The organism is Pseudoxanthomonas suwonensis 11-1 (assembly GCF_000185965.1).
Lineage (GTDB): Bacteria > Pseudomonadota > Gammaproteobacteria > Xanthomonadales > Xanthomonadaceae > Pseudoxanthomonas > Pseudoxanthomonas suwonensis_A.
This window is the reverse complement of the sequence record NC_014924.1, coordinates 3120899-3146120: the sequence shown is the minus strand read 5'-3', so window position 1 is coordinate 3146120 and position 25222 is coordinate 3120899. Positions and strand designations below refer to the sequence as shown.

The following is a 25222-nucleotide window of genomic DNA, read 5'->3' as shown; positions in this document are numbered from 1 at the left end:
GGCGCGGCATGAGCGCGCCGGCGAAGGTGCTGCTGGTCGAGGACCAGTTCGAGCTGAGGGACCTGCTGTGCGACGTGCTGCAGGACATGGGCATGGAGGTGCGCACGGCCGACGATGGCAACGCGGCGCTGCGCATCCTCGAGGAATGGCCGTGCGACGTGCTCTTCAGCGACATCCACATGCCCGGCGGCGTGGACGGGCTGGCGCTGGCGGCGACGCTGCTGGAGCGGCACCCGGAGGCACGGGTGATCCTCGCCTCGGGGCATCCGCGCTACCAGCTGGCGCCGCTGCCGGCCGGCACGCGCTTCCTGCAGAAGCCGTTCCGGCTCGGCCAGTTCACCGACCTGATCCGGGAAGCCCTGCCGGCCTGAGGCCGGTACCCGGCGAGGGCGGATGGAAACAGGCGGGCCGCGCATTGCGCGGCCCGTTTCCGGCATTGCCTCAGTAGAGGATCCGTTGCGCCGGCGGCGGCGGGTTCCACTGGTACAGCCAGGTCTCGGTCAGGGCGCGGCCCTTGTGGCGCAGGTAGAGGCGGATGTCGACCTGGGTGGTGGACTCGTCCGGCGGCACCACGTCGAACATCGCGCGGTAGCCGTTGATGGCATGCAGCGGACGCGCCGAGATGGTCTCCAGGCGGCCGCGGCTGGTTTCGACCACCGCCTCGACCTCGGCATTGGACGCGGCCAGCGCGGCCAGTTCGCCACCGGCGAAATCCACCGCGAAGCGCCAGGAGAAGTACTCGCGCTTCTTGCCGATCACCCCACCCAGGCCGGTGCGGGTAGCCACGCATTCGGCCAGCTGCGGACGCGCAGGCGCGTGCTCGCCCCAGAACAGGCGGTAGCCGAACAGCAGCTCCTGGCCCGGCTGCGGCCTGGCCTGCGGGTTCCAGAACGCGACGATGTTGTCGAAGGTCTCGTCGACGGTGGGGATCTCGACCAGCTGCACCGAACCCTTGCCCCAGCCGTGCTTGGGCTCCACCCACAGGCTCGGGCGCTTCTCGTAGAAGACACCGTCGTCCTGGTAATGGTCGAAGTTGCGGTCGCGCTGCAGCAGCCCGAAGCCGCGCGGGTTGTCGTCGGCGAAGGCGTTGAAGCGCAGGTGCTCGGGATTGCCCAGCGGACGCCAGATCCATTCACCGCTGCCGGTGTACATGGCCAGGCCGTCGGTGTCGTGGATCTCCGGGCGCCAGTCCCAGTCCATGCGCCGGTCGTTCTCGCCGACCTGGTACATGCTGGTCGCCGGGGCGATGCCCAGGCGCTCGATCTCCTTGCGCGGGTACAGCGCCGCGTCCACGTCCATCACCAGCGGCTCGCCCCGGGTGATGGCGAAGCGGTAGGCGCCGGCGACGCTGGGCGAATCGAGCAGGGCGTAGACCACCAGGGTCTCCGAGCCCGGCTGCGGGCGCTCCAGCCAGAACGCGGTGAAGTCCGGGAATTCCTCCGGGCGCGGCATGCCGGTGTCGACCGCCAGGCCGCGCGCCGACAGGCCGTACTGCATGCTCGAGCCGACCGCGCGGAAATAGCTGGCGCCGAGGAAGGCGGCCCAGTCGCGGGTCAGGTCGTCGGTGGAGTTCAGGCGGAAACCGGCGAAGCCCAGGTCCTTCGGCAGGCGCTTGCCGTCGAGGCCGCTGCGGCCGTAGTCGAACATGCCCGGGTCGTAGGCCAGTTCCTGCGCCTGGCCGCCGGCGACCTCGAACATGCGCACCGCGCGCTTGAAGTACAGGCCCAGGTGGAAGAACTTGGCCTGGAACTTCGATCCTGGCAGGTCGCCCCACAGCGCATGGTCCTGGCGGAAGCCGATCGACTGGTACTGGTCCCAGTCCAGCGACGCGACCGACGGCGGCAGCGACCCGCTGCGCGGCTGGTACGGGCGTCCGGCCAGGGCTCGGGCATGGCCCTTGAGCCAGGCATAGTCGAAGGGATGGCGGTTGCCCAACGGCACCGGCGCGGCGGCGGCGGTGAACAGCGGAAGTGGCAGGCCCGCGGCGGCGAGTACGGCAGCCGTGCGGCCCAGGAACTGGCGTCTGTGCATGGGCGCGATCGGTAAGGGGGATTGGCGCGCCATATTAAGCATCCGGCGCACGGGCGGCCCGCCGCGGCAGGCGGGGCGGAATCTCCCTGTTCAGCAAACCGTGGCGGCGTCCCCTGCAGCCGTCAACGCTGGCAGCGTGGGCACCAGGCACTGGTGCGCTGGCCGATGCTGGCCTCGCGCAGCGGCGTGCCGCAGGCCGGGCAGGGCAGGCCGCCGCGGCCGTAGACCGCCAGCTCCTGCTCGAAATATCCCGGCGCGCCGTCCGGATTGAGGAAGTCGCGCAGGGTGGTGCCGCCGCGGGTGATGGCGTAGCCGAGGATTTCCTTCACCGCATCGGCCAGGGCGATGTAGCGGGCACGGGAGACCTTGCCGGCCGCCCGCAGCGGCGAGATGCCGGCGCGGAAAAGGCTCTCGGCCGCATAGATGTTGCCCACGCCGACCACGATCCGCTGGTCCATCAGGAATGCCTTCACCGGTGCGCTGCGGCCACGGCTGCGGGCGTATAGCCAGTCGCCGTCGAAGTCCCCGGACAGCGGCTCGGGACCCAGGTCCTGCAGCAGTTCGTGCACGGTGCCGGCCGGCTGCCACAGCAGGCAGCCGAAACGGCGCGGGTCGGTGAAGCGCAGTACCCGGCCCGAATCCAGGCTGATGTCGACATGGTCGTGGGTGTTCACCGGCGTTTCCGGCGGCAGTACCCGCAGCATCCCGGACATGCCCAGGTGCAGCAGGGCGCTGTCGCCCCGGTCGGTGTCCAGCAGCAGGTACTTGGCGCGGCGACGGACCGCGGCGATGCGCCGCCCCGGCAGTTCCTCCACCACCTCCCGCGGGATCGGCCAGCGCAGGTCGGGGCGGCGCAGGGTGACGGTGGTGACCCGGCGTCCCTCCACGTGCGGTGCCAGGCCGCGGCGGGTGGTCTCGACCTCGGGCAGCTCGGGCATGGCTCAGCCTGCCACGGCCAGGTAGCGCACGCCGTCGGCCTGGGGGTCCTGCCAGACCCGCACCGGGCCGCCGAAGGCCTGGGACAGGTGCTCGCCCGTCAGCATGTCGGCCGGGGCACCGTCGCCGAGGATGCGCCCGCCCTGCATCAGCACCACCCGGCCGATCTCGGGGACGATCTCCTCGACGTGGTGGGTGACCAGGACCAGGGTCACGCCCTCGCGGGCCAGGCCGCGCAGGCTTTCCAGCAGGTGGCCGCGGGCGACCAGGTCCAGCGCGGTGCTGGGCTCGTCCAGCAGCAGGGCCTGGGGGCGGTTGACCAGGGCGCGGGCGATCAGCACCCGGCGCTGCTCGCCGGCCGACAGCTCGGCGTAGTAGCGCCGGCGCAGCGGCAGGGCGCCGGCCCGTTCCAGGGCCTCGGCCGCCCGATCGCGCTGGTCGTCGCTGATCTCCCTGAACGGCGGCAGCGCGAAGCTGGCGAACAGCCCGCCCAGCACCGCGTCCTCGGCGGTGAGGTTCTCCAGCCGGCCCAGGGTGGCGCCGAAGTCGCCGGTGACGATGCCCAGCTGCGAGCGCAGCCGGTCCACCTGCCAGCGGGCCTGGCCCATGACCCGGACGGGGGTATCCCCGGCGCGCGCCAGCGGGTAGAGCTCGCGGGTGATGAGCTTGATCAGGGTCGACTTGCCGCAGCCGTTGGGGCCGAGGATCGCGGTGTGCTGGCCCTGGTCGATGCGCAGGGTCAGTTCATCCAGCACCCGGACCTGGCCGCGCACCACGCTGGCGCGGTCCAGTTCGATCAGGGGTGGGAGGGAGTCGGAAGGGGCCTGTGGGGCGGGCAGGGGCATCAAGGTTTCCTGAACGGTGGCAGCCGCCAGGGACCAGACCGTGCGGTGCAGGATGAAGTTTGCCGGAGGAGGGCCCATCATGTCCTTGCCCGGGCCTCGGTCCGGACCGTTCCGCTACCTCGAGTCCCACCGGCAATGTCCGATTCCGTTATCCAGTTCCTCACTTCCGGCGTTGCCGGCCTCGGCTGGCTTGGCCTGCTGGCCGTGCTGCTGGTCTTCACCCAGCTGACGATCTTCGCTGTCACCCTCTACCTGCACCGCAGCCAGGCCCACCGCGGCGTGGACTTCCACCCCGTGGTCTCGCACTTCTTCCGCTTCTGGACCTGGCTGACGACCTCGATGATCACCCGGGAGTGGGTGGCCATCCACCGCAAGCACCACGCCAAGGTCGAGACCGAGGAAGACCCGCACAGCCCGCAGACCCGCGGCATCGGCAAGGTCTTCTGGCAGGGCGTGGAGCTGTACCGCGAGGCCCGCGCCGACCGCGCCAGCATCGAGCAGTACGGGAAGGGCGCGCCGGACGACTGGCTCGAGCGCCATGTCTACACCCCGCACGCCAACATGGGCCCGACCCTGCTGCTGCTGGTGAACTTCGTCCTGTTCGGCCTGCCGGGCATCGCCATCTGGGCGATCCAGATGGCCTGGATCCCGTTCTGGGCCGCCGGCGTGGTCAACGGCCTCGGCCACTGGTGGGGCTACCGCAACTTCGAATCCGCCGACACCTCGACCAACCTCACCCCGTGGGCGTTCTGGATCGGCGGCGAGGAGCTGCACAACAACCACCACGCCTTCCCGTCCTCGGCGCGCTTCTCGATGCGCCGCTGGGAGTTCGACATCGGCTGGGCGGCGATCAAGGCGATGGAGAAGGTCGGCCTGGCCAAGGTCCTGCGCGTGGCGCCGAGCCTGGACATCCGCCCGAACATCGCCGCGCCGGACACCGAAACCCTGCGCGCGCTGCTGTCGCACCGCTTCCAGGCCATGACCGACTACAAGCGCAACGTGCTGATGCCGGTCCTGCGCGAGGAAGCCGCCGCCGCCGGTGCGCGCATGCGCGAGCTGCTGCCGCGCCGCATGCGCCGTGGCCTGGTCGACGATGGCCGCTGGCTCAAGCCGGATGCGCGCGAGCAGCTGCGCGAATGGGTGCAGCAGCGTCCGCGGATCAAGGAGCTGGTCGAGCATCGCGCCCGCCTGGCCGCCCTGCTCGAGGCGCGCAGCAACGACGCCCAGGAGCGCCTGCGCCAGCTGCAGGCCTGGTGCCAGGAGGCCGAGGCCTCGGGCATCCGCGCGCTGCAGGAATACTCGATGCGCCTCAAGGGCTACGCCCTGGCGCACTGATGCGGCAGCTCCCACGCGATGCAATCGACAGGCCCGGGCGGAAGCGCCCGGGCCTGCTGTCATGTGGCCTGCTGGTCGTTGCCTTCGCAGGACCGGCCGCCGCCCAGGTCGAGCGTACCTCCGACTACCTGGCGCGCATGGACACCGACGGCGACGGCCGGGTTTCGCAGGACGAGTACGTGGCCTGGATGGGCTATGCCTTCGAGCGCATGGACCGCAATGGCGACGGCGTCCTCTCCCCGGAGGAGCAGCCCGGCGGCAAGGGCAAGCCGATCAGCCTCGAGGAACACCGCCGCCGCCTGGCCGAGCGCTTCGTCCGCCAGGACGCCAACGGCGACGGCTACCTCGACGCGCGCGAGCTGGCGGCGCCGCCGCGCTGACCTGCAGCCCCCGCTCCGGCAATGCAGCAAGAACCCCTCTCGCTTTGGGAGAGGGGCAAGGGAGAAGGCTGGTAACCCAGGGTTGTCAGCACCTGGTCGCGTACTCGATGGCGCGTGGATGCCTCACTCGCGCGGTGGATCGGCGACGGCCTGCCCGTTCTGCAGCAGCCACAGCATGATCGCCTTCTGCCGCACGTAGTTGGCGCGCACGTAGGCGTAGACCAGGCCGTGCCAGCCGTCGAGGAAGCCGGCACGCAGCACGTAGCCGCGCCAGAAGCGCCAGGCCGGCGCCAGCACCAGCCTGGTCCAGGTCGCGCGCTTGCCACGGGCGAATTCGTGCTCGGCCATCATCCGCGCATAGCGCTGGGTCTTGGCCAGCTGCTGCTCCAGCGAACGGTAGGGGTAGTGGATGAGGTCGCCACGCAGGTCGTGCACGGGGCCGTCGACGCTCGCGGCCTCGTGGATCTCGCGCTCGCCGCGCCAGCCGCCGCGGCGGCGGTCGAACAGGCGCAGCACCCGGTCCGGATAGGCGTTGCCGTGGCGCAGGAAGCGGCCGAAGTAGTCCGACAGCCGCGGGAAGCGGTAGCCGGCGGCGCCGGAGAAACCACCCGCGCGCGCGGCGAGGATCGATTCGCGCAGTTCCGGGCCGACCCGCTCGTCCGCGTCCAGGCAAAGCACCCAGTCGTGGCGTGCCTGCTCGACCGCGAACTGCTTCTGGCTGCGGAAGCCGTCGAACGGCCGCTGCAGCACGCGCGCGCCGGCGGCCTCGCACAGGGCCGCGGTGGCGTCGGTGGAGCCGGAGTCGACCACCACGATCTCGTCGCAGAAGGACAGCGAGGCCAGGCAGTCCCCGATGCGGCCGGCCTCGTTGAACGCGATAATGCAGGCCGAAAGCGGCACGGTGCCGCCTTGCGAGGGGTCCGGCTGGGAGGCTGGAGTATTGATGGCGGACTACCTGCTGTTTGCGACCGAGCGCTACGGGTTGCCCATTCTGCAGCCGCTGGCCGACGCCTTGCACGCCCGCGGCCACGGCGTGCACGCGCTGCTGGCCGCTGGCGCCTCCGGCCTGCGCCTGCCTGGCCCGGTGCGCGCGGTAGGCGTGCGCGAGGCGGTACGGCTGCGCCCGCGCGCGGTGTTCAGCGCCTCCAACGAGGTCCCGACCTTCGTCTCCGGCGCCAAGGTCCAGCTGTTCCACGGCTTCAACGTGGAGAAGCGTGCCGACGGCCGCGGCCACTTCCGCGTGCGCGGCCTGTTCGACCTCTACTGCACCCAGGGGCCGGCGACCACCGCGCCGTTCCAAGCCCTGGCCCGCGAGCAGGGCCACTTCGCCGTCACCGAGACCGGCTGGCCCAAGCTCGACCCGCTGTTCCGCGACGACGGCGGCGCGGCCGCGGCGCTGCGCGCGCCGGCCGCCGGGCGCCCGGTGGTGATGTTCGCCTCGACCTTCACCGAGCGCCTGAGCGCGGCCCCGCACCTGTTCGACGCCATCGCCGCCCAGGTCGCCGAGGGCAGCCGCTACTGGCTGCTGACCCTGCATCCCAAGTGCCCGCCGGAGCTGTTCGAACGCTACCGCTCCCTGGCCGGCGCCAATGCCGCCTTCGTCGAGCCCGAGCAGCTGGTCACCGCCCAGCGCGCCGCCGACGTGCTGCTGGCCGACACCACCTCGGTGGTGTCCGAGTTCGTGGTCCAGCACAAGCCGGTGGTGACCTTCCGCAACCGCGCGCCCAAGCCGCACATGATCGACTTCGATGATCCGGCGGCGCTGCCGGCTATGCTGGCCCGCGCATTCGCGCCGGAGCCGGCGCTGCGCGAGGCGATCGCCAGCTATGCCGACGCGATCCATCCGTACCGCGACGGCCGTTCCTCGGAGCGGGTGATCGAGGCCACCGAGGCCCTGCTGCAGGCCGGCCTGCATACCCTGGCGCGCAAGCCGCTGGCCGCACGCTGGCGCGCGCTGCAGATCCGCCGCGAACTGGGTTACTGGGGCTTCTGAGCCGCGCCTGCGCTCACCAGCGCAGGCGCCGCTGCGCCAGCAGCCGGCCGAGCCTGGCCTGCAGTTCGCGCGCCTCGGCCTCGGGCAGGAAGCGGATCCGCAGCGGTGGCGACATCGCCCCCGCACCGGCGGTATCCATGAGCAGGCTGGCCGTGCCCAGCCAGCGGTCCAGCGGCGTGCGCTGCAGGCGCAGGGCCTGGATCTTGTCGACCTCGGCCAGCCGCCACCAGCGCGACCACCAGCCACCGCGCACCGCGACCTGGCGCGCATCCACCGCATAGCCCATCCATCCGGCCTGGCGCCGTGCGGCATAGGCCGACCACGGCAGCCACGCCAGCACCAGCAGGCCCCACGGGCCGAAGTTCCAGCACAGCGCCGCGGCCACCAGCAGGTTCCAGGGCACGCTGCCGGCAAACAGCCGCCACCAGCTGCGACGCGGCAGGGCATGCCACTGCGGCGGCCACTCCAGCTGCGGTACCAGGTGGCGCAGCAGTTCGTCGCAGGTTTCCGACCTGGCGATCGGGGCCAGCTCGCGCAGCTTGCGCGGATCGTTCTCCTGGCCGCCGACGGCGGTATCGATTCGCAGCGCGCGGCGCCCGAACCAGCGGTGCAGCAGGGTCTCCTCGATATGCCAGGCCTGGATCCGGCGTGGCGCCACGCTGGTGCGGATGCGGGCCAGCAGGCCGCGCTCCACGGTCAGCCGGCGCTGGTCCTCGACCAGGCGGAAGCCGTGGTACTGGACCAGGGCCAGGACCACGGACAGCAGCCGCAGCACCAGCACGAACACCGTGGCGAACGCGAGCCCGGCGGCCGCCATCGCCATCCAGCCCAGGTGCAGCCCGCCGGCATAGCCCATCGCGCCGCGGAACCATTCCTGCAGCAGGCCGGCCACGGCCTTTTCCGGGAACACCTGCCAGACCAGGCCGAAGCCGGCGGCGAACACGATCATGCCGCGGTTGGAAACGAGCCCCAGGCGGACCACCTCGACTGTGGAAAGCGCCAGCAGCGGCGGCTTCGCGGCGGCCTGTGTCTCCGCGTCCGCGGCCGCCGGGGCCGCGCCGCGATCGCGCACCAGGCGCTCCAGTTCCAGCGCCTGGTCCATGCCCAGCACACGCATCTGCGCTTCCGGTTTCTGCCCGCCGGCCGCCTCCAGGCGCACCTCGGCCACGTTGAACACCCGGTGCAGCACGCTCTGGTGCAGGACCACGTTGTGGATGCGGGCGAACGGGATCTGCCGCAGGTTCCGCTGCAGCAGGCCGCTGCGCACGCTGATGCCATCGCGGCCGATGCGGTAGCGGTAGGTGAAGTACTGCAGGATCGAGACCACGACCAGGACCAGCACGCCGGCCAGTGGCGCGTACTCGGCGTACTCCCATGGTCCGTTGTCGCGACGCCCGGCGATCAGCAGCGCCAGCAGCGGCACCACGAACTGGCGCAGCTGCTGCAGCAGCACGAACAGCCACGACCACGGGTGCAGCCGGTGCTCGGGCGCTTCTGCGGCGATGGCGTCGGGACTGCTCACAGGGCGTCGTCGTGTTCGACCTGGCGGGCCAGGCGGTCGCGCAGGAGCTCGGCATCCTCCAGCGCCAGCAGCGGCAGTTTCACTGCTGCCATGCGGGTGCCGGCGGTGTGCACCACCAGGGTGGCCAGGCCCAGCCGTCGTTCCAGCGGTCCGCGCTCCAGGTCCAGGTGCTGCACGCGCGACACCGGCACCAGGGTTTCGCTGCGCCACCAGCCACCGCGGCGGGTGGCGAAACCGTCATCGTCCAGCTTCCAGCCGATGCGGCGATGACGCATGCGGCCGATGCCGCCACCGACGAGGAGGCCGGCCGCGGCCGCCAGCACCACCAGCAGCCAGCGCGGGGAATCCAGCAGCTTGGCCCCGACGGTTCCGGCCACGAACACCAGCGGCAGGGTCAGGGAGATCGCCAGGCCGCCTGCGTACAGCAGTGCGCCGCGACGGGGCAGCGGCTGCCAGTCCCCGGGTGCCGGGGACGCGGGCAGGGCGGGCGGCTCGAACGCGGGCTCAATCACGGCGGGTCTTCACGGGATCGCGGGACCCCGATCCTAAGCGTTGCCGCGGCGCTTGGGCAGACGCTGCGGACGGCCGGCGTGGCGCCGCCCCGCCTGGAACCTCAGCGCCTGTTCTTCCCGTACGGATTCGGTTCGCCGCTGCCCGGGGGGCGCAGGGTGTAGCGCTTGTAGGTCCACTGGTACTGCGCCAGCGAGCGCCGGGCGATGCGCTCGACCTCGGCGTTGAGGCAGGCCACGGCCTCCCGTGGATCCGGGTCGCCGATCCCTGCGGGCGCCGGCTCGACATGCAGCTCGAACTCCGGGCCATCGCCGATGCGCTCGCACCAGGCGAACAGCACCGGCGCGCCTGTGCGCTCGGCCAGGCGCGACAGCAGGGTCATGGTCAGCGCCTGCATGCCGAAGAACGGGGCGAACTCGCCGTCGCCGGCCTTGGGCTGCTGGTCCGGCAGGATGCCCACGGCGCCGCCTTCCTTGAGCACCTTCCACAGCTGGCGCACGGCCGGGCCTTCGGCGCGCACCTGGCGCACGTTGTCCACGCCGCGGACGATCTGCAGGAACGCGTCGCCGGTGGGCGACTCCGGCGGCCGGTACACCACCGCGATCTGGCCGCGCGAGGCCAGCCACTGGTTCAGCAGCTCCCAGTTGCCGAAGTGCGGGGCCGCGACGATCACGCCCTTGCCCGCGGCCAGCGCGGCGTCGTACAGGGCCTCGCCATGGCGAGCGCGCAGCAGCCGCAGGTTCTCCCCAGGCGGCCGGGTCCACAGCTTGATGGTCTCCAGCGCCTGGCGGGCGGTGGTGCGCAGGATCCGGCGGTGCAGGTCCTCGCGCGCGGCCGCGTCCAGCCCGGGGAAGGCCAGTTCGAGGTTGCGGCGGGCGACCCGGCTCTCGCGCACGTTGCGCCAGCGCCACAGCGCGGCCACGCCGTCGCCGAGGCGGTACAGCAGCGGCCAGGGAAGCATGCCCAGGAGCGAGGCGAGGGCGAACAGGAAGCGGGCACGGCGTTGCGCTGACATGGGTGAAGTCTAGCCGGTCGCCCCCTCGACCCGCCCGCCACGCCGCCCCTGGACCCGGTGACAGCCGGCGGCGCAGGCCCGATGCTTGGCCGTCCGTCGACCAAGGAGCCCCGCCCCGCATGCTTGCCCTGATCCAGCGCGTCACCCGTGCCTCGGTCGAGGTCGAAGGGGAAGTGGTCGGCCAGACCGGACCGGGCCTGCTGGCCCTGGTCGGGGTGCAGCCGGGCGATGGCGAGGCGCAGGTGGCGCGGATGGCGCAGCGCCTGCTGGGCTACCGGGTGTTCTCCGACGAGGCCGGGAAGATGAACCGCTCGCTGGTCGACTCCGGTGGCGGCCTGCTGCTGGTCAGCCAGTTCACCCTGGCCGCGGATACCGGTTCGGGCATGCGTCCCAGCTTCAGCACGGCCGCGCCGCCGGCCGAGGCTGAACGCGTCTTCAACCTGCTGGTCGAATCCTGCGGCCGGCAGATCCCGGGGAGGGTGGAAACCGGGCGCTTCGGGGCCCATATGGTGGTCAGCCTGGTCAACGACGGACCGGTGACCTTCCTGCTGAGGGCCTGAGAACGGCTGAACGGCAGGTGGCGCAAGTCGTTGATGTGAAAGGCCGGAAGGGGCATGGAGCCGCCGGCCTGTTATAATGCTAGGTTCACTTCACCCCTTCGAGACCGGTGGCGCCGCACATGGCCAACGAACGTCCAGCCCAATCCGAAATCAAGCAGCTCATCAGCAAGGGCCTGGAGCAGGGCTATCTGACCTATGCCGAGGTCAATGACCACCTGCCCGACGATCTGGTCGATCCGGAACAGATCGAAGACATCATCGGCATGATCAACGGCATGGGCATTGATGTCCATGAAGTTGCGCCGGACGTCGAGACCCTGCTGCTCAACGACGGCAACACCGGCAACCGCGAGATCGACGATACCGCCGCCGAGGAAGCCGCCGCCGCGCTGACCGCGCTGGATTCGGAAGGTGGTCGCACCACCGACCCGGTGCGCATGTACATGCGCGAGATGGGTACGGTCGAGCTGCTGACCCGCGAGGGCGAGATCGCCATCGCCAAGCGCATCGAGGAAGGCCTGGGCCAGGTCCAGGCCGCCCTGGGCTCGGTGCCGGCGTCGGTCGAGGCGCTGCTGGAGGAGTACGAGCTGCACAAGGCCGGCAAGAAGCGCCTGGCCGAAGTCGTGGTCGGCTTCAACGATCTGCTCGACGAGACCCCCGAGCCGCCGGCCCCGGTCGAAGACACCGCCGACGCCGATGCCGAGGGCGAGGACGAGGAAGAGGACGTGGCCGAGGACGACGAGGCCGAGGCCGGCCCGACCGGCCCGGATCCGGCCGAGGTCGCCCGCCGCATGGAGCAGCTGGCCGCCGACCTCGCCAAGTTCAAGAAGGCCCACGCCAAGGCCGGCGCCCAGGACAAGAAGGTGATCAAGCTGCGCGCCGAGATGGCCGAGCAGTTCGTGACCTTCAAGCTGCCGCTGCCGCTGACCGACGTGCTGGTGCGCAAGCTGCGCGACGTGCTGACCGAGATCAAGGACCGCGAGCGCCGCGTGCTGCACCTGGCCACCAACGTCGCCCGCATGCCGCGCAAGGACTTCATCCGCGCGTGGGAAGGCAACCAGGTCAACCTGGAGTGGGTGGACGAGGTCCTCAAGCGCAAGCAGAAGTGGTCTTCGGCCCTGCGCGACGTCAAGGACCAGATCATCGCCGAGCAGCAGGCCACCATCGCCATCGAGCAGGCGATGTGCCTGGACCTGTCCGACATCCGCGAGATCGGCCGCCAGCTCGCCTACGGCGAGGCCAAGGCGCGCAAGGCCAAGAAGGAGATGGTCGAGGCCAACCTGCGCCTGGTGATCTCCATCGCCAAGAAGTACACCAACCGCGGCCTGCAGTTCCTGGACCTGATCCAGGAGGGCAACATCGGCCTGATGAAGGCGGTCGACAAGTTCGAGTACCGCCGCGGCTACAAGTTCTCGACCTATGCCACCTGGTGGATCCGCCAGGCGATCACCCGCTCGATCGCCGACCAGGCGCGCACCATCCGCATCCCGGTGCACATGATCGAGACGATCAACAAGCTCAACCGCATCTCCCGCCAGATGCTCCAGCAGTACGGCCGCGAGGCCACGCCGGAGGAGCTGGCCAAGGAGATGGACATGCCCGAGGACAAGATCCGCAAGGTCATGAAGATCGCCAAGGAGCCGATCTCCATGGAGACCCCGATCGGCGACGACGAGGACTCGCACCTGGGCGACTTCATCGAGGACACCAACGTGGAGTCCCCGATCGACTCGACTACCAACACCAACCTGATGGAGACGGTGCGCGACGTGCTCGCGGGCCTGACCCCGAGGGAGGCGAAGGTGCTGCGCATGCGCTTCGGCATCGACATGAACACCGACCACACCCTCGAGGAAGTGGGCAAGCAGTTCGACGTCACCCGCGAGCGCATCCGCCAGATCGAGGCCAAGGCGCTGCGCAAGCTGCGCCACCCGAGCCGCTCCGAGCAGCTGCGCAGCTTCCTCGACATCGAGTAAGGCACGCGCCCCGGGCGCAGGATGCAGCTGCATGACGAAGGCCCCCACGCGGGGCCTTCGTTTTTCCCGGGATCCGCTGGCCGCGCCGCGTCGGTGCCTCTAAACTCCCGGACCCGCGGGGGCCTATAGCTCAACGGTTAGAGCAGGGGACTCATAATCCCTTGGTTCCAGGTTCGAATCCTGGTGGGCCCACCATCCCGCGTGCGGATGTTCTCTTGCGGACTCGCGACTATCCCAGTGGCATGGCGGGACGGGTTGATGTTCACCTGTCTCCGCATGCCAGGGTGCACGCCTGGTGCGCAATATCCGTGGGCTTCGCGCGCGTTTTCCGCGTGACGCAGGGACTCCTTCGTTCGGACCGTTCTCCGTCGTGGCTCGCCGACCATCGCTGTCAGCCTGGGTGATGAGCGGAAAGTGAACGGAACCTGCTATCAGCGCCGCGCGGCTGGAACAATCCATCCGCGGCGCATGTAAGGGTTTCCCCTACAAATTCAGGCCGCGCCCGACAGCCTGAATAGGCGGTCTTCACGATAATGACGGGGCCAGCAGTGCATGGCCCCGATACATTCCCCTCGGGCGCCAGAATCCCCTGCACAACCGCGCGATCCCCTTCGCCGGAAAGCTGGTCCCGGTCCAGGAAGGACTGGGGATGGAGACATGCGCGGCATCCCCAGCCGCGCACACCGGACGCTCGCCTTGAGTGCGTATCGCACCTTCGCCAGCGTGGACGCCCGAAAGGCTCGTCGTGACCCGGTTTTACTCCAGGCTACGCGCTACAGGCGTCCTATTCCTTCTTCCTTTCCTTTCCGTCCTGCTGATCCGGGCTGGCGTCGCCGTCGGCATGGTTCTCGTACGTGCGCCAGGCCTCGCCGGTGCTGCCCTCGGGGCCGGGGCCATAGTCACGCAGTTCGCGCGAGCGGTCCTCGTAGCCTCCCGGGCCCTTGCCCTCGCGGGACTGGCCGTGGCGTCGTGCGTTGCCGTTCTCGTCCCAGTCCTTGGGCGGCCAGTTGCCCGAATCGGCGTCCTTGGCGGGTGCGGCCTGGTCGGCACCTGCGCCGTACTCCTCAGGGCGGTCGTCGGTGGTGTTGAGCTTCTCGTCCTGGCGCCCGCCGGCGCGTCCGGGGACGTGGGCGTGCTCGCTGTCGTGGGTATCGCGTCCTGCCATCGGCTGGTTACCTTGGTCGGAGGCATCGCCGTGGGCTGGCTTCCCGGGGTGTAGCAGGTCCAGGAGCACGGCCTTCATTTCGGCGACGCCGGTGCTGGGTTCGTCAGCCATGGATACGCCTCCTTGGATGTGCGCGCCGTGTAGGCGCGACTCCATCGTCCGGGTCCGGTGCGCGCGCGCACGTGAATCCCACGCGCGCGGAATGCAGATGCTGCAGTGGGTGCAGCGCGCCGCGCGGCCTGGCGCGGCCGTCTGCTCAGGCCTGCGCCTGTCCGGCCGTCAAGGTGCCGATCGCACGGGCCAGGTCGTCGCGGCCGAACGGCTTCCCCAGCACGGGCACCGACGCGAAGCGCGGCGGCAGGCTGCCGCTGCCGTAGCCGGTGATGAAAAGCGTCGGCACCCCGGCCTGGAGCAGGGCCTCGACCGCGTCGTAGGACTGCTCGCCACCCAGGTTCACGTCGACCAGGGCAATGTCGAACCTGGCGGTCTCCCGCGCGGCGGCCAGCGCACCGTCCAGGGAACGTGCGCACACGGCAACCTCGACGCCCAGGTCCGGCAGCAGTTCCTCCAGCAGCGCCAGCAGCAGGAACTCGTCCTCCACCACCAGGGCGCGCACGGTTCGTGCCTCTCCACTCATGAGGTCTCCTCTGCCAGCGGCATGTCGATACGGCAGCTTACGCCAGCAACCTCGAACGCGAGCACGACATCGCCATCCAGGTCGTGGCGCAGGCCGCGCTCCACCAGGCGCGAGCCGAAGCCCCGCCGCGCGGGTTTCGCCACCGGCGGGCCGCCGCTCTCGCGCCATTCCAGCTGCAGGCGGCGCGCGCCTTCGCGCTCGTCGACGCGCCAGCGGATCGCGACCTGGCCATCGGGCACGGACAGCGAGCCGTACTTCACCGCGTTGGTGCACAACTCGTGCAGCGCCATGGACAGCGCCAGCGAGGGCCGCGGCGCCAGGTGCACGCGGGGGCCGTCGATCACGAAACGTTCCAGCCCGCGGCCCATGCCCGGGCCGATCGCGGTCTCCACCACGTCGCGCAGGCAGGTGCCGGTCCAGCGCGAGGCGGTCAACAGGTCATGGCACTTGGCCAGGGCAAGCAGGCGTGCATGGAACCGGTCCATCGCCTGCGCATCGCTGGTGCGGCCCAGGGTCTGCACCGCGATCGACTGCACCACCGCCAGGGTGTTCTTGACCCGATGATTGAGTTCGTCGAGCAGAAGGCGGCGATGCGCTTCCTGCTGGCGGCGGTCCTCCACGTCGGTGGTGGCGCCGACCCACTCGTGCACGACACCGTCGTCGCCGCGCACCGGTACCACCCGCGAGGCCAGCCAGTGGTAGTGGCCATCGCCCAGCAACCAGCGGTACTCGGCCTCGAACACCGTGGTTTCCTCGCGGGCCCGGGCAATCGCCTGCGCGATCCGCTCCTGGTCGTCGGGATGCAGGCGGGTGCGCTGTACTTCCACGCGCGAAAGCGGCGGCGGACTGTCCACGCCGGGGCCGACCAGGGTCTGGACCCGGGTCCAGTCCGGATCGAGCCGGTAGATCACGCTGGAACTGGCGCTGGCGATCGCGCGCAGGCGCCGTTCGTTGCGGCGGGCAACGTCCTCGTGTGCGGTCCGCTCGGTCACGTCGCGGATGGTGGCGACCACGGCTTCCACGCTGCCGTCCTCGCCCGGTACCGGGGCGAGGATGTAATCGTGGATGCGCTCGCCGCGGGCGCCACGGAAGCGTGCATCCCCGCGCAGTGGGCGGCCGGTGGCGAACACCTGGTCCAGTTCCGAATCGTGCATGGCGGCGTGCCAGGGCACATAGCCCAGCTCCAGCAACGAACGCCCGATCACCTGCTCGCGTGGACGGCCCAGGGCCTCGAGCAGGGCGCGGTTGGCGTAGATGCAGCGGTGCTGGCGATCGAACAGGCAGGCCAGGTCGGGCGTGGACTCGAGGACGGCCACGTGCGGGTTGCGCTCCACCGTGGTGGAAGCGGACACGTTTTCCAGGATCGAATCTTCCGTCGGCATCGACGCGGCTCCCCAGTGTGAGCGATGCGTGAAATCCCGCGTCCAAGATAGCCAAGCTGCTGGTCATTGATGTGAAGGAAACGTGGACGCCGGTGCCTGGAATGCACTGCATTGCAAAGGCTGCATTGATGCACCACGGCCCTTGCACCCGCGCAAGCGCAGGGTCGTGTGCCGCGGTACCGCAGCACCGGACAGGAAGCGACATGACCCGATCCACCACCGAGCGTCTATTGATGTGGCTCAAGGACGCCTATGCCATGGAGCAGGAAGCGGAAACCATGCTCAAGGCCATGGCCGGCCGCCTGGAGCACTACCCCGGGCTGCGTGGACGCATCGAGGCCCACGTGGGCGAGACCCAGCAGCAGTCCTCCCGCCTGAAGGGTTGCATCGAGCAGCTGGACGGGGCGGTCCCGGTGGCGCGAGGCATGCTCGCCGACGCGATGGCCGCGATGCATGCGGCAGGCAACTCGATGATGAGCGACGAAGTCGCCAAGGGCATCGGCATCAGCTACGCGTTCGAGCACATGGAGATCGCCTCCTACCGCGCGCTGGTGATCGCCGCACGCGCGGCCGGGCGCGAGGACATCGCGACCGTCTGCAGCCAGATCCTCGAGGAAGAGGAGGCTATGGCGAAGTGGCTCCTGGACCACCACGAGTCGGTGATCGCCGCATTCCTCGCCCGCGAGACCACCGAAGGCGTAACCGCCAAGCGCTGATCCCATCGCGGGATCCCGGTCCCGCACCCCCGACAGGCACCACGGAGCCCCCCAATGTTCATCCACAACAAGCGCCTGATGTACACCGTACGCGTCGCCCGTCCCGATCCGGACCTGGCCACGCTGATGCTCGAACAGTTCGGCGGCCCGCAGGGCGAGCTGGCCGCGGCGATGCGCTACTTCACCCAGGCCCTGGGCGACAACGATCCGGGGCGCAAGGACATGCTCTACGACATCGCCACCGAGGAGCTGAGCCATCTGGAGATCATCGGCTCGATCATCGCCATGCTCAACAGCGGCCCCAAGGCGGTGCTGTCGGAAGGCATGGAGGAGGCGATGGAGATGCGCACCCTCACCCAGAACAGTACCAGCCACACCCAGCAGATCCTCTACGGTGGCGGCCCGGCGCTGGTGAACTCCAGCGGCGTGCCGTGGAATGCCGGGTACGTCGACACGATCGGCGAACCGCTGGCGGACCTGCGTTCGAACATCGCCGCCGAGGCCCGCGCCAAGATCGTCTACGAGCGCCTGATCAACGTCACCGACGACCCGGGCATCAAGGATGCGCTGACCTTCCTGATGACCCGTGAGGTGGCGCACCAGAAGTCGTTCGAGAAGGCGTTGTACTCGATCGAGGACAACTTCCCGCCCGGAAAGCTGCCGGGCGACCCGCGCTTCACCGACACCTACTTCGACATGTCCCAGGGCGAGGGCAATGCCCAGGGTCCGTGGAACAGCGGTCCGCAGTGGGAGGTCGTCGCCGACCGCGAGCAGCAGTCTGCGGTGGACGGCGGCGACGGCCAGCCGGCGGTGAAGCTGTCGGCTACCCAGAAAGCCGCGATGGCTGCCCTGGTGGAGCGCACCGCCTCGCGTCCGGACGTGGATCCGGTGACCGGCGCCGATCTTGGCGCAGGACCCGGTGCCGGCACCACGACGCCGGTCGAGAAGTAAGCCGGGAGCCCAAAGACGGAAACGGCCGCATGATGCGGCCGTTTCTCCATGGGTGGTTCCAGGCTTTATTCCGGGAAGAGGCCGCGCACGCGGTTGCTCGCCACGATGCGTGCATTGAGCGAGCGCGACAGCAGCGACAGCGCCTCGCGCTTGCGCTGCGGCTGGCGCGAGGCCACGCAGTCGCTGGGCACCCAGACCTCGTACTCGGCCATGTTGGCGTCCTGGGCCGTGGCCAGCACGCAGGAATCGGCGGCGATGCCGGTGATTACCAGCCTGCGCACCCCAAGCTTGGCCAGCAGCACCGGCAGGGGCGTGCTGGCGAAGGCGGAGTGCTTGGGCTTGAGCACGTGGTAGTGCTGGGGTTGCGGTGCCAGGCGGGTGGCGATCTCGGCGGGGATGCCGCCTGCATCCATGCAGGAAGCGACCAGGTCGCGGAACTCGCCGCGCCACTGGGCGAAGTTGTCGTTGACGTGGATCACCGGCGCGCCGGCGCGGTCGAATCGGTCGCGCAGGCGCGCCAGCGCAGGGGTAATGCGCCGTGCCGCGGTGGCCATGGCCGACCCGTCCGGGAAATCGAACAGGTTGATCATGTCCACCAGCAGCAGGGCCGGGGCCTTGCGTCCCCTATTCTTCGCCACGTCCACGCGGCGGCTCCGGATGCACGTAGGGAGGCTCGTCGCGACCGGTGCGTGCGCCGGGCTGCACCTCCGGATCGTTGCGATCCCGGCTCTCGTGCTTGCCGGGCTGTTCGCCGCGGTGCGCGTCCTTGTCCCGCTCCCGGTCGCTCATCGCGCGCGCTCCGTGCGCAGCGTCGCCAGCGCGACCGGCGTGGACGCCACCGGGCGTGCAGGCTGCGGCGAGGCGTCAGGCACCAGCTGCTGCAGCAGCTCCGGCAGGTAGCGACGCAGGCGGGCGGGGTCCAGGGAGCCGGGGCGGGGGGAGGGCTGGAGGCGTGGCATGTCTGCACTTCGGTAGTTCTGGCGGGACGCCGGAGCCGGAACTTTCGGCCCGCGCCCGTGCAGGGGACGTAAAGCGCATACAGGCGCGGCTTGACGCTGTTTCAGCAGGCGCGCGGCAGGCGTTCACACGGAGCGGGACGGGCAGGGAGTCTGATGCGTGTGCCGCATAAGCGGCACCGAGGCGGACCGCCATGCGTATCCCACTGCTTTTCGCCGCAATCGTCCTGGCAGCTGCCGCCTGCGACCCACGCTACGACGACGCCGGCCGGACCGACACCGGCACGACGCCCGCACCCGTCGATGGCACCACGCCCGCGACCACGACCCCGGAGCCGGTGACCACCCCGCCGCCCACCGATCCAACACTGGAGAGGCCCGAGCAGGGCGTCCCGCCTGGCACGGTGCCGTGCGCGGAGAACGATCCGAACTGCGTTGATCCGGGCCGCGACCCGACGAGCGATCCGGCAACGACGCCACCGCCGACCGAACCGGTGCGGTGACCCCGAACCACCGCTGAGGTACGGCTGAGCGGCGCATGCACGGTCACGTTTTGACGTGGCCGTGCACTCCCGCCCACCTTCGCTTAACCGGTGCGGGTCGATGCTGCCCTTATTCCCTCGAGGTGGCAGATGACCCCTACCGTCCTGATCGTCGACGACGACACCGGTTTCGCGCGCGCTGCCGGCAAGCTTGCGGCTGACGAGGGCTGCGGCGTGCAGCTGGCCGGCAGCCTTGCCGAGGCCCGCGCCTTCGTGCGCGACCACGCCACCGACCTGATCCTGCTCGACCTGACCCTGCCCGATGGCAACGGCATGGAATTGCTGGACGGGCTGGACCTGGCGCGCCACGGCCGCATCGTCGTCGCCACCGGCCGTCCCAGCGTCGACACCGCGGTGCGCGCGATCGCCTCACCGGTGGTGGAGTACCTGGTCAAGCCGTTCCGCCCCGAGCAGTTGCAGGCGGTGCTCCGGCGCATTGGTCGACGCAGCTGGCCCGGGCTTGGCGAAGCCGCCGGCGCCGATGAGCTGGCCGGGGCCTCGCCTGCGATGCGCCGGCTTTCGGACCTGGCGATGCGGATGGCCGCCTGCGACATGCCGGTCCTGCTGGCCGGCGAGCGCGGTAGCGGCCGTGCCGCGGTTGCCCGCGCGATCCACGCGGCCAGTGGCCGCAAGGGACCCTTCGTGCTGCTGGACTGCGACGTCCTCGTGCCTGAACGGATGGAAGAGGCGCTGTTTGGCACTGCCAACGATCCGGGCGCATCGGCCTTTGCCCGCGCAGACGGCGGCACCCTGCTGGTCAATGGCATCGAACGCCTGCCGCACCATGTGCAGGCAAGGCTGCTGGCGATCGTTGAAGGCCGCGGCAGGGCAGACGGCGGAAAAGGCGGAGGGCCGCGCCTGCTGTTCTGCACTGCAGGCGATCCGGCGCGGAACGCGGCCGAGGGCCTGGTGCGCGAGGATTTCCACTACGGCATATCCGCGCTGACCCTGCGGGTGCCATCGCTGCGCGAGCGTGGCGAGGACGTGGTCACGCTCGCCGAACTGTTCGTCCAGCAACTCAACGAGCGCCATGGCCAGGACAAGCGCCTGGCTCCCTGCGCCGACCGCGTGCTGCTGCGCCACCCGTGGCCGGGCAACGTGCGCGAGTTGCGCGCGGCGGTGCAGTCCGCCTACCTGCTGCAGCGCTCGCCACTGCTGCATGTGGAACCCATGGGCGGCGCGGGCCAGCCCGCGCACGGCGATTCGGCACGGATCAGCTTTCCCGTCGGCACGACGTTGGCCGAGATGGAACAGCGTGCCGTGGATGCCACGCTCGCCCACTTCGGCAACGACAAGGCCGCCGCGGCACGTGCGCTGGGCATCAGCGTGCGCACGATCTACAACCACCTTGCGCGTCGTGAGGGCGACCGCGCCGGCTGCAGGGCGGGCACCGGCTGAGCCAGTGCTGCACCCGGCGCCGGGCTGCGCCAGGCACGACGGATGTTTCACGGCGCCTGCCGGATGTTGGTTCCCGCCAGCCCGCCATGACGCAGCCCGCGCTGGCGCCGCGCCGTCGCCAAGGAGTCCGCATGTCCACTGCACGCACCATCCCCGTCTGGTCGCCTGTCGGCGACGCCACCAGCGACTGGTTCGAGACCCTGCCTCCCGCTGGCGCGGTGCATGACGTGGTGGTCGTCGGTGCCGGCATCGCCGGCCTGACCACCGCCGCGTGCCTGCTGCGCGAGGGGCGGCAGGTGCTGGTGGTCGACCGCGAGGGCGTGGGGGCGGGCGAAACCCTGCGCACCACCGCCCACCTGGCCTCCGCGCTCGATGATCGCTTCACCCTGCTGCAGCGCCACCATGGGAAGGACGGCGCGCGCCTGGCGGCGGCAAGCCACGCCGTGGCGATCGACTGGATCGAGGGGCTGGCGGCGGGTGTGCCCGACTGCGGCTTCCGCCGGGTGCCGGGCTATCTCTATTCGCACACTGGCGACGAGCAAGGCCTGCGCCGGGAGATGGAGGCGGCACGCGAATCCGGGCTCGAGGTGCACTGGTGCGAGGCTGGCGAGGCCCTGCCCGCGCGCTTCGGGCCGGCCATCCGGTTCGCGGCACAGGCGCGGATCGACGCCGGCGCCTACATGCTGGCGCTAGCGCGCGAGGTCCGCGATGCCGGCGGCCGCTTCCTGCGCGCCGATGTACGCCGCATCACCGGTGGCGACGAGCCGCCGCTGCACCTGGCCGACGACACCGTGCTGCGCGCACGTGCCGTGGTCGCCGCCGGCAACGTGCCGTTCCATGGCACCACCGCTACCTTCCCCAAGCAGGCGCCGTACCGCACCTATGTCGTCGCCGGGCGCGTGCCCGCCGGAACCGTGCCGGATGCGCTGATCTGGGACGATGCCGATCCCTACCACTACGTGCGCCTGCGGGAGACCGCCGAGCCGGCGTGGATGGAGATCCTGGTCGGCGGCGAGGACCACAAGACCGGGCAGGACGACGATCCGGAAGCCTACGTGCGGTTGCAGGACTGGACCCGTGAGCGCTTCCCGCAGGTGGAGTCGTTCCACGCAGCCTGGTCGGGCCAGGTGCTGGAGCCGGCCGACGGCCTGGCCTTCATCGGCGCCGACCCGCACCACGACAACGTGTGGCTGATCACCGGCGATTCCGGCAACGGCATGACCCACGGCACCCTGGGTGGCCTGCTGGTGGCCGACCTGGTGCAGGGGCGCGACAACCCATGGAGCGCACTCTACGACCCGGGACGCCAGCCCGTGCGTGCCGGCGGCGAGTGGATCCGGGAGAACGCCAACGCGGTAATGCAGTACCGCGACTGGGTACGGCCTGCCCAGGTGTCGAAGGTCGAGGAGATCGCGCCCGGCACGGGTGCGGTGCTACGCCGTGGCCTGCACCGGGTGGCGGTGTACCGCGCCGGCGACGGATCGCTGCACGCCCACAGCGCCCGCTGCACCCACATGGGCTGCGTGGTGCGCTGGAGTGGCGAGGAGAAATCCTGGGACTGCCCCTGCCATGGCTCGCGCTTCGAAGCGCGAACCGGCGTGGTCCTCAACGGGCCGGCCAACGCACCGCTGGAACCGTATGCGCTGGAGGACGAGGACTGATGTCCGTCGGCGGCTGGGCCTTCGCCGGGTACCTGGCATGGCTGGCCGCCGGCTTCGTCGACTTCACCCAGCACCGGCGCACCGACCTGCCGCATACCTCCGGGCTGCGCGAATCGGTCATGCATGGGGTGCAGCTGGGCCTGCTCGGCCTGGTCGTGCTTTCATGGCTGCTGTTCGCCCCGGGCCTGGGGCTCCGGCTGCTGCTGGGAGTGCTGGTGCTGCTGCACGCCGTCGCCGGCTACATCGACACGCTGTCCGCCTTTGGAAGGCGCACGATCACGCCGCTGGAGCAGCACGTGCACAGCGTGATGGACATGGCGCCGTGGATCGCGCTGGGCGTGGTGGTGCTGGTGCAGGGTGGCGCGGCCCGGGAGGCAGGCTGGCCGCTGCAGCTGGATCCCGCACTTCCGCGGTTATGGCTGGCCGCGCTGTTGCCTGCGCTGTTGCTGTGCGTTGCGCCGTGGCTGCACGAGTTCGGCGCGGTGCTGCGCGCGCGGGGTGCCTGAGCGATGCCGCCGCGCCGCCACCAGGTCGCACAGGGCCAGGCCCAGCGCGAAGCTGGCATAGGCCGCGGCCACGCCGGCGCCGCCGATGCGGTTCTCGAAGCCGGGGCTGAGCCGGCGCGGCACCACGTGGTAGTCGACCACGTAGGCCAGCGCGGCCATGCCGGCGCCGCGCAGCAGCGGTGGATCGGCGGGACGCTTGCGTCCCCAGGCCTCGTAGCCGGCCGCCCACATCAGCGAACTGGCGTGGTGGATGGCGTAGCCAAGCAGGGTGTGGCGCAGCGACCATTCGTCCGCGTGCCGCGCGGGCCGGCCCCAGACCCACTGGCTGGCGGCATTGGTGCCAGCGGGCACGGACCCGGCGCGCTGCCGGCTGTGGGCGGACACCAGCAGGGTGGAAGCGATGCTGGCCACCGAGCCGGAGCCCAGGGCACGCAGCAGGACGGCACGCCATCCACCCGCCTGCGCGTGCTGGTGGCCGGGGGCAGCGGAATGATCGGCGGGGCGGTGGTGCGCAGGTTGCGGCAATCGGGTCATGAGGTGGTCCTCGCGGGACGCGCTCCGGCATCGGGCGTGCAACTGGACTTCAATGCCATGCCTCCATGCGCGGAGCTGGTGCGGCGGCTGCAGGGCTACGATGTGCTGGTCAATGCGGTCGGCATCTTCCAGGCGCAAGCAGAGCAGGGCTTCGATGCGGTGCACGTGAAGGCGGTTGCAGCGTTGTTCGGTGCCGCGGTGCAGGCCGGTGTCGGCCGCCTGGTGCACGTGTCGGCACTGGGGGCGGAGCTGGGTGGTGCGACCGCGTACTTCGACTCCAAAGGACGCGCCGAGGTGCTGCTGCGCCAGCTGCCGGTGCCGGTCACCATCGTCCGTCCGTCGCTGGTGTACTCGCCCGAAGGCAACAGCACCCGCTTCTTCCTGCGCCTGGCACGGCTGCCGCTGCTACCCCTGCCTGGTGGCGGCGGGCAGCTGGTGCAACCGGTGCACGTGGAGGACCTCGCCGAGGCGGTCGCGCGCGTGGCCACCTGCGCGGATCCGCCGGCGGTACTGGATGCCGTGGGCCCGCGGCCGCTGCCGCTGCGCGAGTACCTGCGGCTGCTTGGCGCCGCGCACGGCCAGGCTCCACGGGTCGTCCACCTGCCGCTGGCGCCGCTGCGCCCGCTGCTGCCCCTGGCCGCGCGCCTGACCGGCGGGCTGGTGGGGCCGGATTCACTGCGCATGCTCGAGGCCGGGAACACCGGCGATGCCGCCGGCATCACCAACCTGCTGGGCCGCCCACCAAGGGATCCGGCGCTGTTCGTGGATGCCCACGATGTGGAGGCGGGCGCGGCCTTGCGCCTGCAGCGCGCATTGCTGTGGCTCCGGCTCACGCTGGCGGCGATGTGGCTGGGCACGGCCTGGGTCTCGCTGTGGGGCTATCCGCGCGAGGACAGCCTGGCCCTGCTGGCGCGGCTTGGCTTGCACGATGGCCCGGCCATGTTCGCCCTGTGGTCGGGGGCCGTGCTTGATGGCCTGCTCGGTCTGGGCATGCTGGTGCTCCCGTGGCGGCGGCTGGTCTATCTCGCGCAGCTGCTGCTGATGGCCGGCTATACCGTGCTGATCACGATCTGGCTACCGGAGTTCTGGCTGCATCCTTTCGGGCCGCTGCTGAAGAACATCCCGATTGCCGGAGCGATCCTGGCCCTCATCCTCCTGGACCGACCGCATGGACCTGACCACCGTTAAGTACCTGCACGTGCTTTCGTCCACGTTCCTGTTCGGCACGGGCGTAGGCACCGCGTTCTACCTGCTGTTCATCAGCCGGACCCGCGACCCCAAGGTGATCGCGCCGGTGGCGAAGCTGGTGGTGGTGGCGGACTGGATCTTCACTGCCACCACCATCGTGTTCCAGCCGCTGAGCGGGCTCTATCTCGCGCACGGGCGCAACATCCCGCTCTCCACTCCCTGGCTGTACTGGTCGATCGTGCTGTTCGTGATCGCCGCAGCCTGCTGGCTGCCGGTGGTGTGGCTGCAGATGCGCCTGCGAAATATCGCGGTGTCCGCCGCCGGGCAGGGCCGGGAATTGCCCGTGCAGTACGCACGCGTGCTCGGTGCGTGGACCGCCCTGGGCTTTCCGGCACTGGTCTCGTTCCTGGCGATCTTCTACATGATGGTGGCGCGCACGGTGCCATTCGCCTGAGCGCTTCAGCTTGTGCAGGGAGTGCAGCT

At 70.5% G+C, this 25222-nt stretch carries 28 protein-coding genes and 1 tRNA gene; 15 read left to right on the top strand and 14 right to left on the bottom strand.

The window, feature by feature from the left end; all coding sequences use genetic code 11:
• The first annotated feature begins 8 nt into the window (after nucleotides 1-8).
• The gene (locus PSESU_RS14465) at nucleotides 9-371 is read left to right on the top strand and encodes a response regulator (RefSeq protein WP_013536545.1); all 363 of its coding nucleotides are present in this window, start codon (nucleotides 9-11) and stop codon (nucleotides 369-371) included.
• Between the two features lie 70 nt (nucleotides 372-441).
• Here PSESU_RS14465 and PSESU_RS14460 read toward each other — a convergent pair whose 3' ends face one another.
• The 3 genes from PSESU_RS14460 to PSESU_RS14450 all read right to left on the bottom strand — a co-directional run bounded on the left by PSESU_RS14460 (nucleotide 442) and on the right by PSESU_RS14450 (nucleotide 3812).
• Nucleotides 442-2031, bottom strand: a complete 1590-nt coding sequence (locus PSESU_RS14460; RefSeq protein WP_013536544.1) for a glucan biosynthesis protein — start codon at nucleotides 2029-2031, stop codon at nucleotides 442-444.
• Between the two features lie 122 nt (nucleotides 2032-2153).
• On the bottom strand, nucleotides 2154-2969 hold the full coding sequence (gene mutM, locus PSESU_RS14455) for a bifunctional DNA-formamidopyrimidine glycosylase/DNA-(apurinic or apyrimidinic site) lyase (RefSeq protein ID WP_013536543.1): 816 nt from the start codon (nucleotides 2967-2969) through the stop codon (nucleotides 2154-2156).
• Nucleotides 2970-2972: 3 nt separating this feature from the next.
• Nucleotides 2973-3812 carry an ABC transporter ATP-binding protein gene (locus PSESU_RS14450; protein WP_013536542.1) on the bottom strand — a complete coding sequence of 280 codons (840 nt, stop codon included), beginning with the start codon at nucleotides 3810-3812 and terminating at the stop codon, nucleotides 2973-2975.
• Nucleotides 3813-3947: 135 nt separating this feature from the next.
• On the opposite strand from PSESU_RS14450, the gene PSESU_RS14445 reads away from it, so the two are divergent.
• Together PSESU_RS14445 and PSESU_RS14440 are read left to right on the top strand one after the other, a co-directional pair.
• Complete coding sequence (locus PSESU_RS14445) at nucleotides 3948-5147, top strand: DesA family fatty acid desaturase (RefSeq protein ID WP_013536541.1); 1200 nt, start codon at nucleotides 3948-3950, stop codon at nucleotides 5145-5147.
• Entirely contained in the window at nucleotides 5147-5527 is a 381-nt protein-coding gene (locus PSESU_RS14440) for an EF-hand domain-containing protein (protein ID WP_013536540.1), read from the top strand. Before PSESU_RS14445 ends, PSESU_RS14440 begins: the two co-directional genes overlap by 1 nt.
• Before the next feature lie 123 nt (nucleotides 5528-5650).
• Here PSESU_RS14440 and PSESU_RS14435 read toward each other — a convergent pair whose 3' ends face one another.
• Nucleotides 5651-6427: a glycosyltransferase family 2 protein gene (locus PSESU_RS14435; RefSeq protein ID WP_013536539.1), complete on the bottom strand. Its 777-nt coding sequence runs from the start codon at nucleotides 6425-6427 to the stop codon at nucleotides 5651-5653.
• 40 nt (nucleotides 6428-6467) lie between these two features.
• On the opposite strand from PSESU_RS14435, the gene PSESU_RS14430 reads away from it, so the two are divergent.
• A complete protein-coding gene (locus tag PSESU_RS14430) occupies nucleotides 6468-7520 on the top strand; it encodes a CDP-glycerol glycerophosphotransferase family protein (RefSeq protein WP_203415206.1) in 1053 nt (350 codons plus the stop codon).
• 13 nt (nucleotides 7521-7533) lie between these two features.
• Here PSESU_RS14430 and PSESU_RS14425 read toward each other — a convergent pair whose 3' ends face one another.
• The 3 genes from PSESU_RS14425 to PSESU_RS14415 all read right to left on the bottom strand — a co-directional run bounded on the left by PSESU_RS14425 (nucleotide 7534) and on the right by PSESU_RS14415 (nucleotide 10567).
• Nucleotides 7534-9042: a PH domain-containing protein gene (locus PSESU_RS14425; protein ID WP_013536537.1), complete on the bottom strand. Its 1509-nt coding sequence runs from the start codon at nucleotides 9040-9042 to the stop codon at nucleotides 7534-7536.
• Complete coding sequence (locus PSESU_RS14420; RefSeq protein WP_013536536.1) at nucleotides 9039-9554, bottom strand: PH domain-containing protein; 516 nt, start codon at nucleotides 9552-9554, stop codon at nucleotides 9039-9041. The genes PSESU_RS14425 and PSESU_RS14420 overlap by 4 nt, the downstream gene beginning before the upstream one ends.
• A 101-nt stretch (nucleotides 9555-9655) precedes the next feature.
• Nucleotides 9656-10567 (bottom strand): lauroyl acyltransferase, encoded by a 912-nt coding sequence (locus tag PSESU_RS14415; protein ID WP_013536535.1) that lies wholly within the window; start codon nucleotides 10565-10567, stop codon nucleotides 9656-9658.
• A gap of 119 nt (nucleotides 10568-10686) precedes the next feature.
• Between PSESU_RS14415 and dtd the strand changes: the two genes are divergently transcribed.
• The 3 genes from dtd (at nucleotide 10687) to PSESU_RS14400 (ending at nucleotide 13298) form a co-directional block, all read left to right on the top strand.
• Nucleotides 10687-11127 (top strand): D-aminoacyl-tRNA deacylase, encoded by a 441-nt coding sequence (gene dtd / locus PSESU_RS14410; RefSeq protein WP_013536534.1) that lies wholly within the window; start codon nucleotides 10687-10689, stop codon nucleotides 11125-11127.
• A gap of 119 nt (nucleotides 11128-11246) precedes the next feature.
• Nucleotides 11247-13103 (top strand): RNA polymerase sigma factor RpoD, encoded by a 1857-nt coding sequence (rpoD, locus tag PSESU_RS14405; protein ID WP_013536533.1) that lies wholly within the window; start codon nucleotides 11247-11249, stop codon nucleotides 13101-13103.
• Nucleotides 13104-13222: 119 nt separating this feature from the next.
• A tRNA-Ile gene (locus PSESU_RS14400) sits at nucleotides 13223-13298 on the top strand.
• A gap of 589 nt (nucleotides 13299-13887) precedes the next feature.
• On the opposite strand, the gene PSESU_RS14390 is transcribed toward PSESU_RS14400, so the two are convergent.
• The 3 genes from PSESU_RS14390 to PSESU_RS14380 all read right to left on the bottom strand — a co-directional run bounded on the left by PSESU_RS14390 (nucleotide 13888) and on the right by PSESU_RS14380 (nucleotide 16287).
• Nucleotides 13888-14379, bottom strand: coding sequence for a hypothetical protein (locus PSESU_RS14390; RefSeq protein ID WP_013536532.1), 492 nt, complete (start codon nucleotides 14377-14379; stop codon nucleotides 13888-13890).
• Nucleotides 14380-14524: 145 nt separating this feature from the next.
• Nucleotides 14525-14905 carry a response regulator gene (locus PSESU_RS14385; RefSeq protein ID WP_013536531.1) on the bottom strand — a complete coding sequence of 127 codons (381 nt, stop codon included), beginning with the start codon at nucleotides 14903-14905 and terminating at the stop codon, nucleotides 14525-14527.
• On the bottom strand, nucleotides 14902-16287 hold the full coding sequence (locus PSESU_RS14380) for a sensor histidine kinase (protein WP_013536530.1): 1386 nt from the start codon (nucleotides 16285-16287) through the stop codon (nucleotides 14902-14904). The genes PSESU_RS14385 and PSESU_RS14380 overlap by 4 nt, the downstream gene beginning before the upstream one ends.
• A 203-nt stretch (nucleotides 16288-16490) precedes the next feature.
• Here PSESU_RS14380 and PSESU_RS14375 point away from each other — a divergent pair, with 203 nt between their 5' ends.
• Together PSESU_RS14375 and PSESU_RS14370 are read left to right on the top strand one after the other, a co-directional pair.
• Nucleotides 16491-17003, top strand: a complete 513-nt coding sequence (locus PSESU_RS14375; protein WP_013536529.1) for a ferritin-like domain-containing protein — start codon at nucleotides 16491-16493, stop codon at nucleotides 17001-17003.
• Between the two features lie 54 nt (nucleotides 17004-17057).
• The gene (locus PSESU_RS14370) at nucleotides 17058-17954 is read left to right on the top strand and encodes a manganese catalase family protein (RefSeq protein WP_013536528.1); all 897 of its coding nucleotides are present in this window, start codon (nucleotides 17058-17060) and stop codon (nucleotides 17952-17954) included.
• A gap of 65 nt (nucleotides 17955-18019) precedes the next feature.
• Here the strand turns inward: PSESU_RS14370 and PSESU_RS14365 are convergent, their stop codons facing one another.
• Genes PSESU_RS14365 through PSESU_RS16340 form a run of 3 tightly spaced genes read right to left on the bottom strand, consistent with a single transcriptional unit; the run spans nucleotide 18020 to nucleotide 18913 of the window.
• On the bottom strand, nucleotides 18020-18598 hold the full coding sequence (locus PSESU_RS14365) for an isochorismatase family cysteine hydrolase (protein ID WP_013536527.1): 579 nt from the start codon (nucleotides 18596-18598) through the stop codon (nucleotides 18020-18022).
• Complete coding sequence (locus PSESU_RS16440; RefSeq protein ID WP_013536526.1) at nucleotides 18579-18743, bottom strand: hypothetical protein; 165 nt, start codon at nucleotides 18741-18743, stop codon at nucleotides 18579-18581. The genes PSESU_RS14365 and PSESU_RS16440 overlap by 20 nt, the downstream gene beginning before the upstream one ends.
• Entirely contained in the window at nucleotides 18740-18913 is a 174-nt protein-coding gene (locus PSESU_RS16340; RefSeq protein ID WP_013536525.1) for a hypothetical protein, read from the bottom strand. The genes PSESU_RS16440 and PSESU_RS16340 overlap by 4 nt, the downstream gene beginning before the upstream one ends.
• 191 nt (nucleotides 18914-19104) lie before the next feature.
• Between PSESU_RS16340 and PSESU_RS16435 the strand changes: the two genes are divergently transcribed.
• From PSESU_RS16435 to PSESU_RS14345, 4 genes are all read left to right on the top strand, one after another.
• Entirely contained in the window at nucleotides 19105-19413 is a 309-nt protein-coding gene (locus PSESU_RS16435) for a hypothetical protein (RefSeq protein WP_013536524.1), read from the top strand.
• A gap of 129 nt (nucleotides 19414-19542) precedes the next feature.
• On the top strand, nucleotides 19543-20850 hold the full coding sequence (locus PSESU_RS15785; protein ID WP_013536523.1) for a sigma-54-dependent transcriptional regulator: 1308 nt from the start codon (nucleotides 19543-19545) through the stop codon (nucleotides 20848-20850).
• 131 nt (nucleotides 20851-20981) lie between these two features.
• Nucleotides 20982-22511, top strand: a complete 1530-nt coding sequence (locus PSESU_RS14350; protein WP_013536522.1) for an FAD-dependent oxidoreductase — start codon at nucleotides 20982-20984, stop codon at nucleotides 22509-22511.
• Nucleotides 22511-23017 carry a hypothetical protein gene (locus PSESU_RS14345; RefSeq protein WP_013536521.1) on the top strand — a complete coding sequence of 169 codons (507 nt, stop codon included), beginning with the start codon at nucleotides 22511-22513 and terminating at the stop codon, nucleotides 23015-23017. Before PSESU_RS14350 ends, PSESU_RS14345 begins: the two co-directional genes overlap by 1 nt.
• Here PSESU_RS14345 and PSESU_RS16500 read toward each other — a convergent pair.
• A complete protein-coding gene (locus PSESU_RS16500; protein WP_162145821.1) occupies nucleotides 22925-23551 on the bottom strand; it encodes a hypothetical protein in 627 nt (208 codons plus the stop codon). The genes PSESU_RS14345 and PSESU_RS16500 overlap by 93 nt on opposite strands.
• Between PSESU_RS16500 and PSESU_RS14335 the strand changes: the two genes are divergently transcribed.
• Nucleotides 23507-24739 (top strand): SDR family oxidoreductase, encoded by a 1233-nt coding sequence (locus tag PSESU_RS14335; RefSeq protein WP_155942786.1) that lies wholly within the window; start codon nucleotides 23507-23509, stop codon nucleotides 24737-24739. The two genes, PSESU_RS16500 and PSESU_RS14335, sit on opposite strands and share 45 nt — an antisense overlap.
• Nucleotides 24720-25193, top strand: a complete 474-nt coding sequence (locus PSESU_RS14330) for a DUF2269 family protein (RefSeq protein WP_013536519.1) — start codon at nucleotides 24720-24722, stop codon at nucleotides 25191-25193. Before PSESU_RS14335 ends, PSESU_RS14330 begins: the two co-directional genes overlap by 20 nt.
• Nucleotides 25194-25222 lie beyond the last annotated feature (29 nt).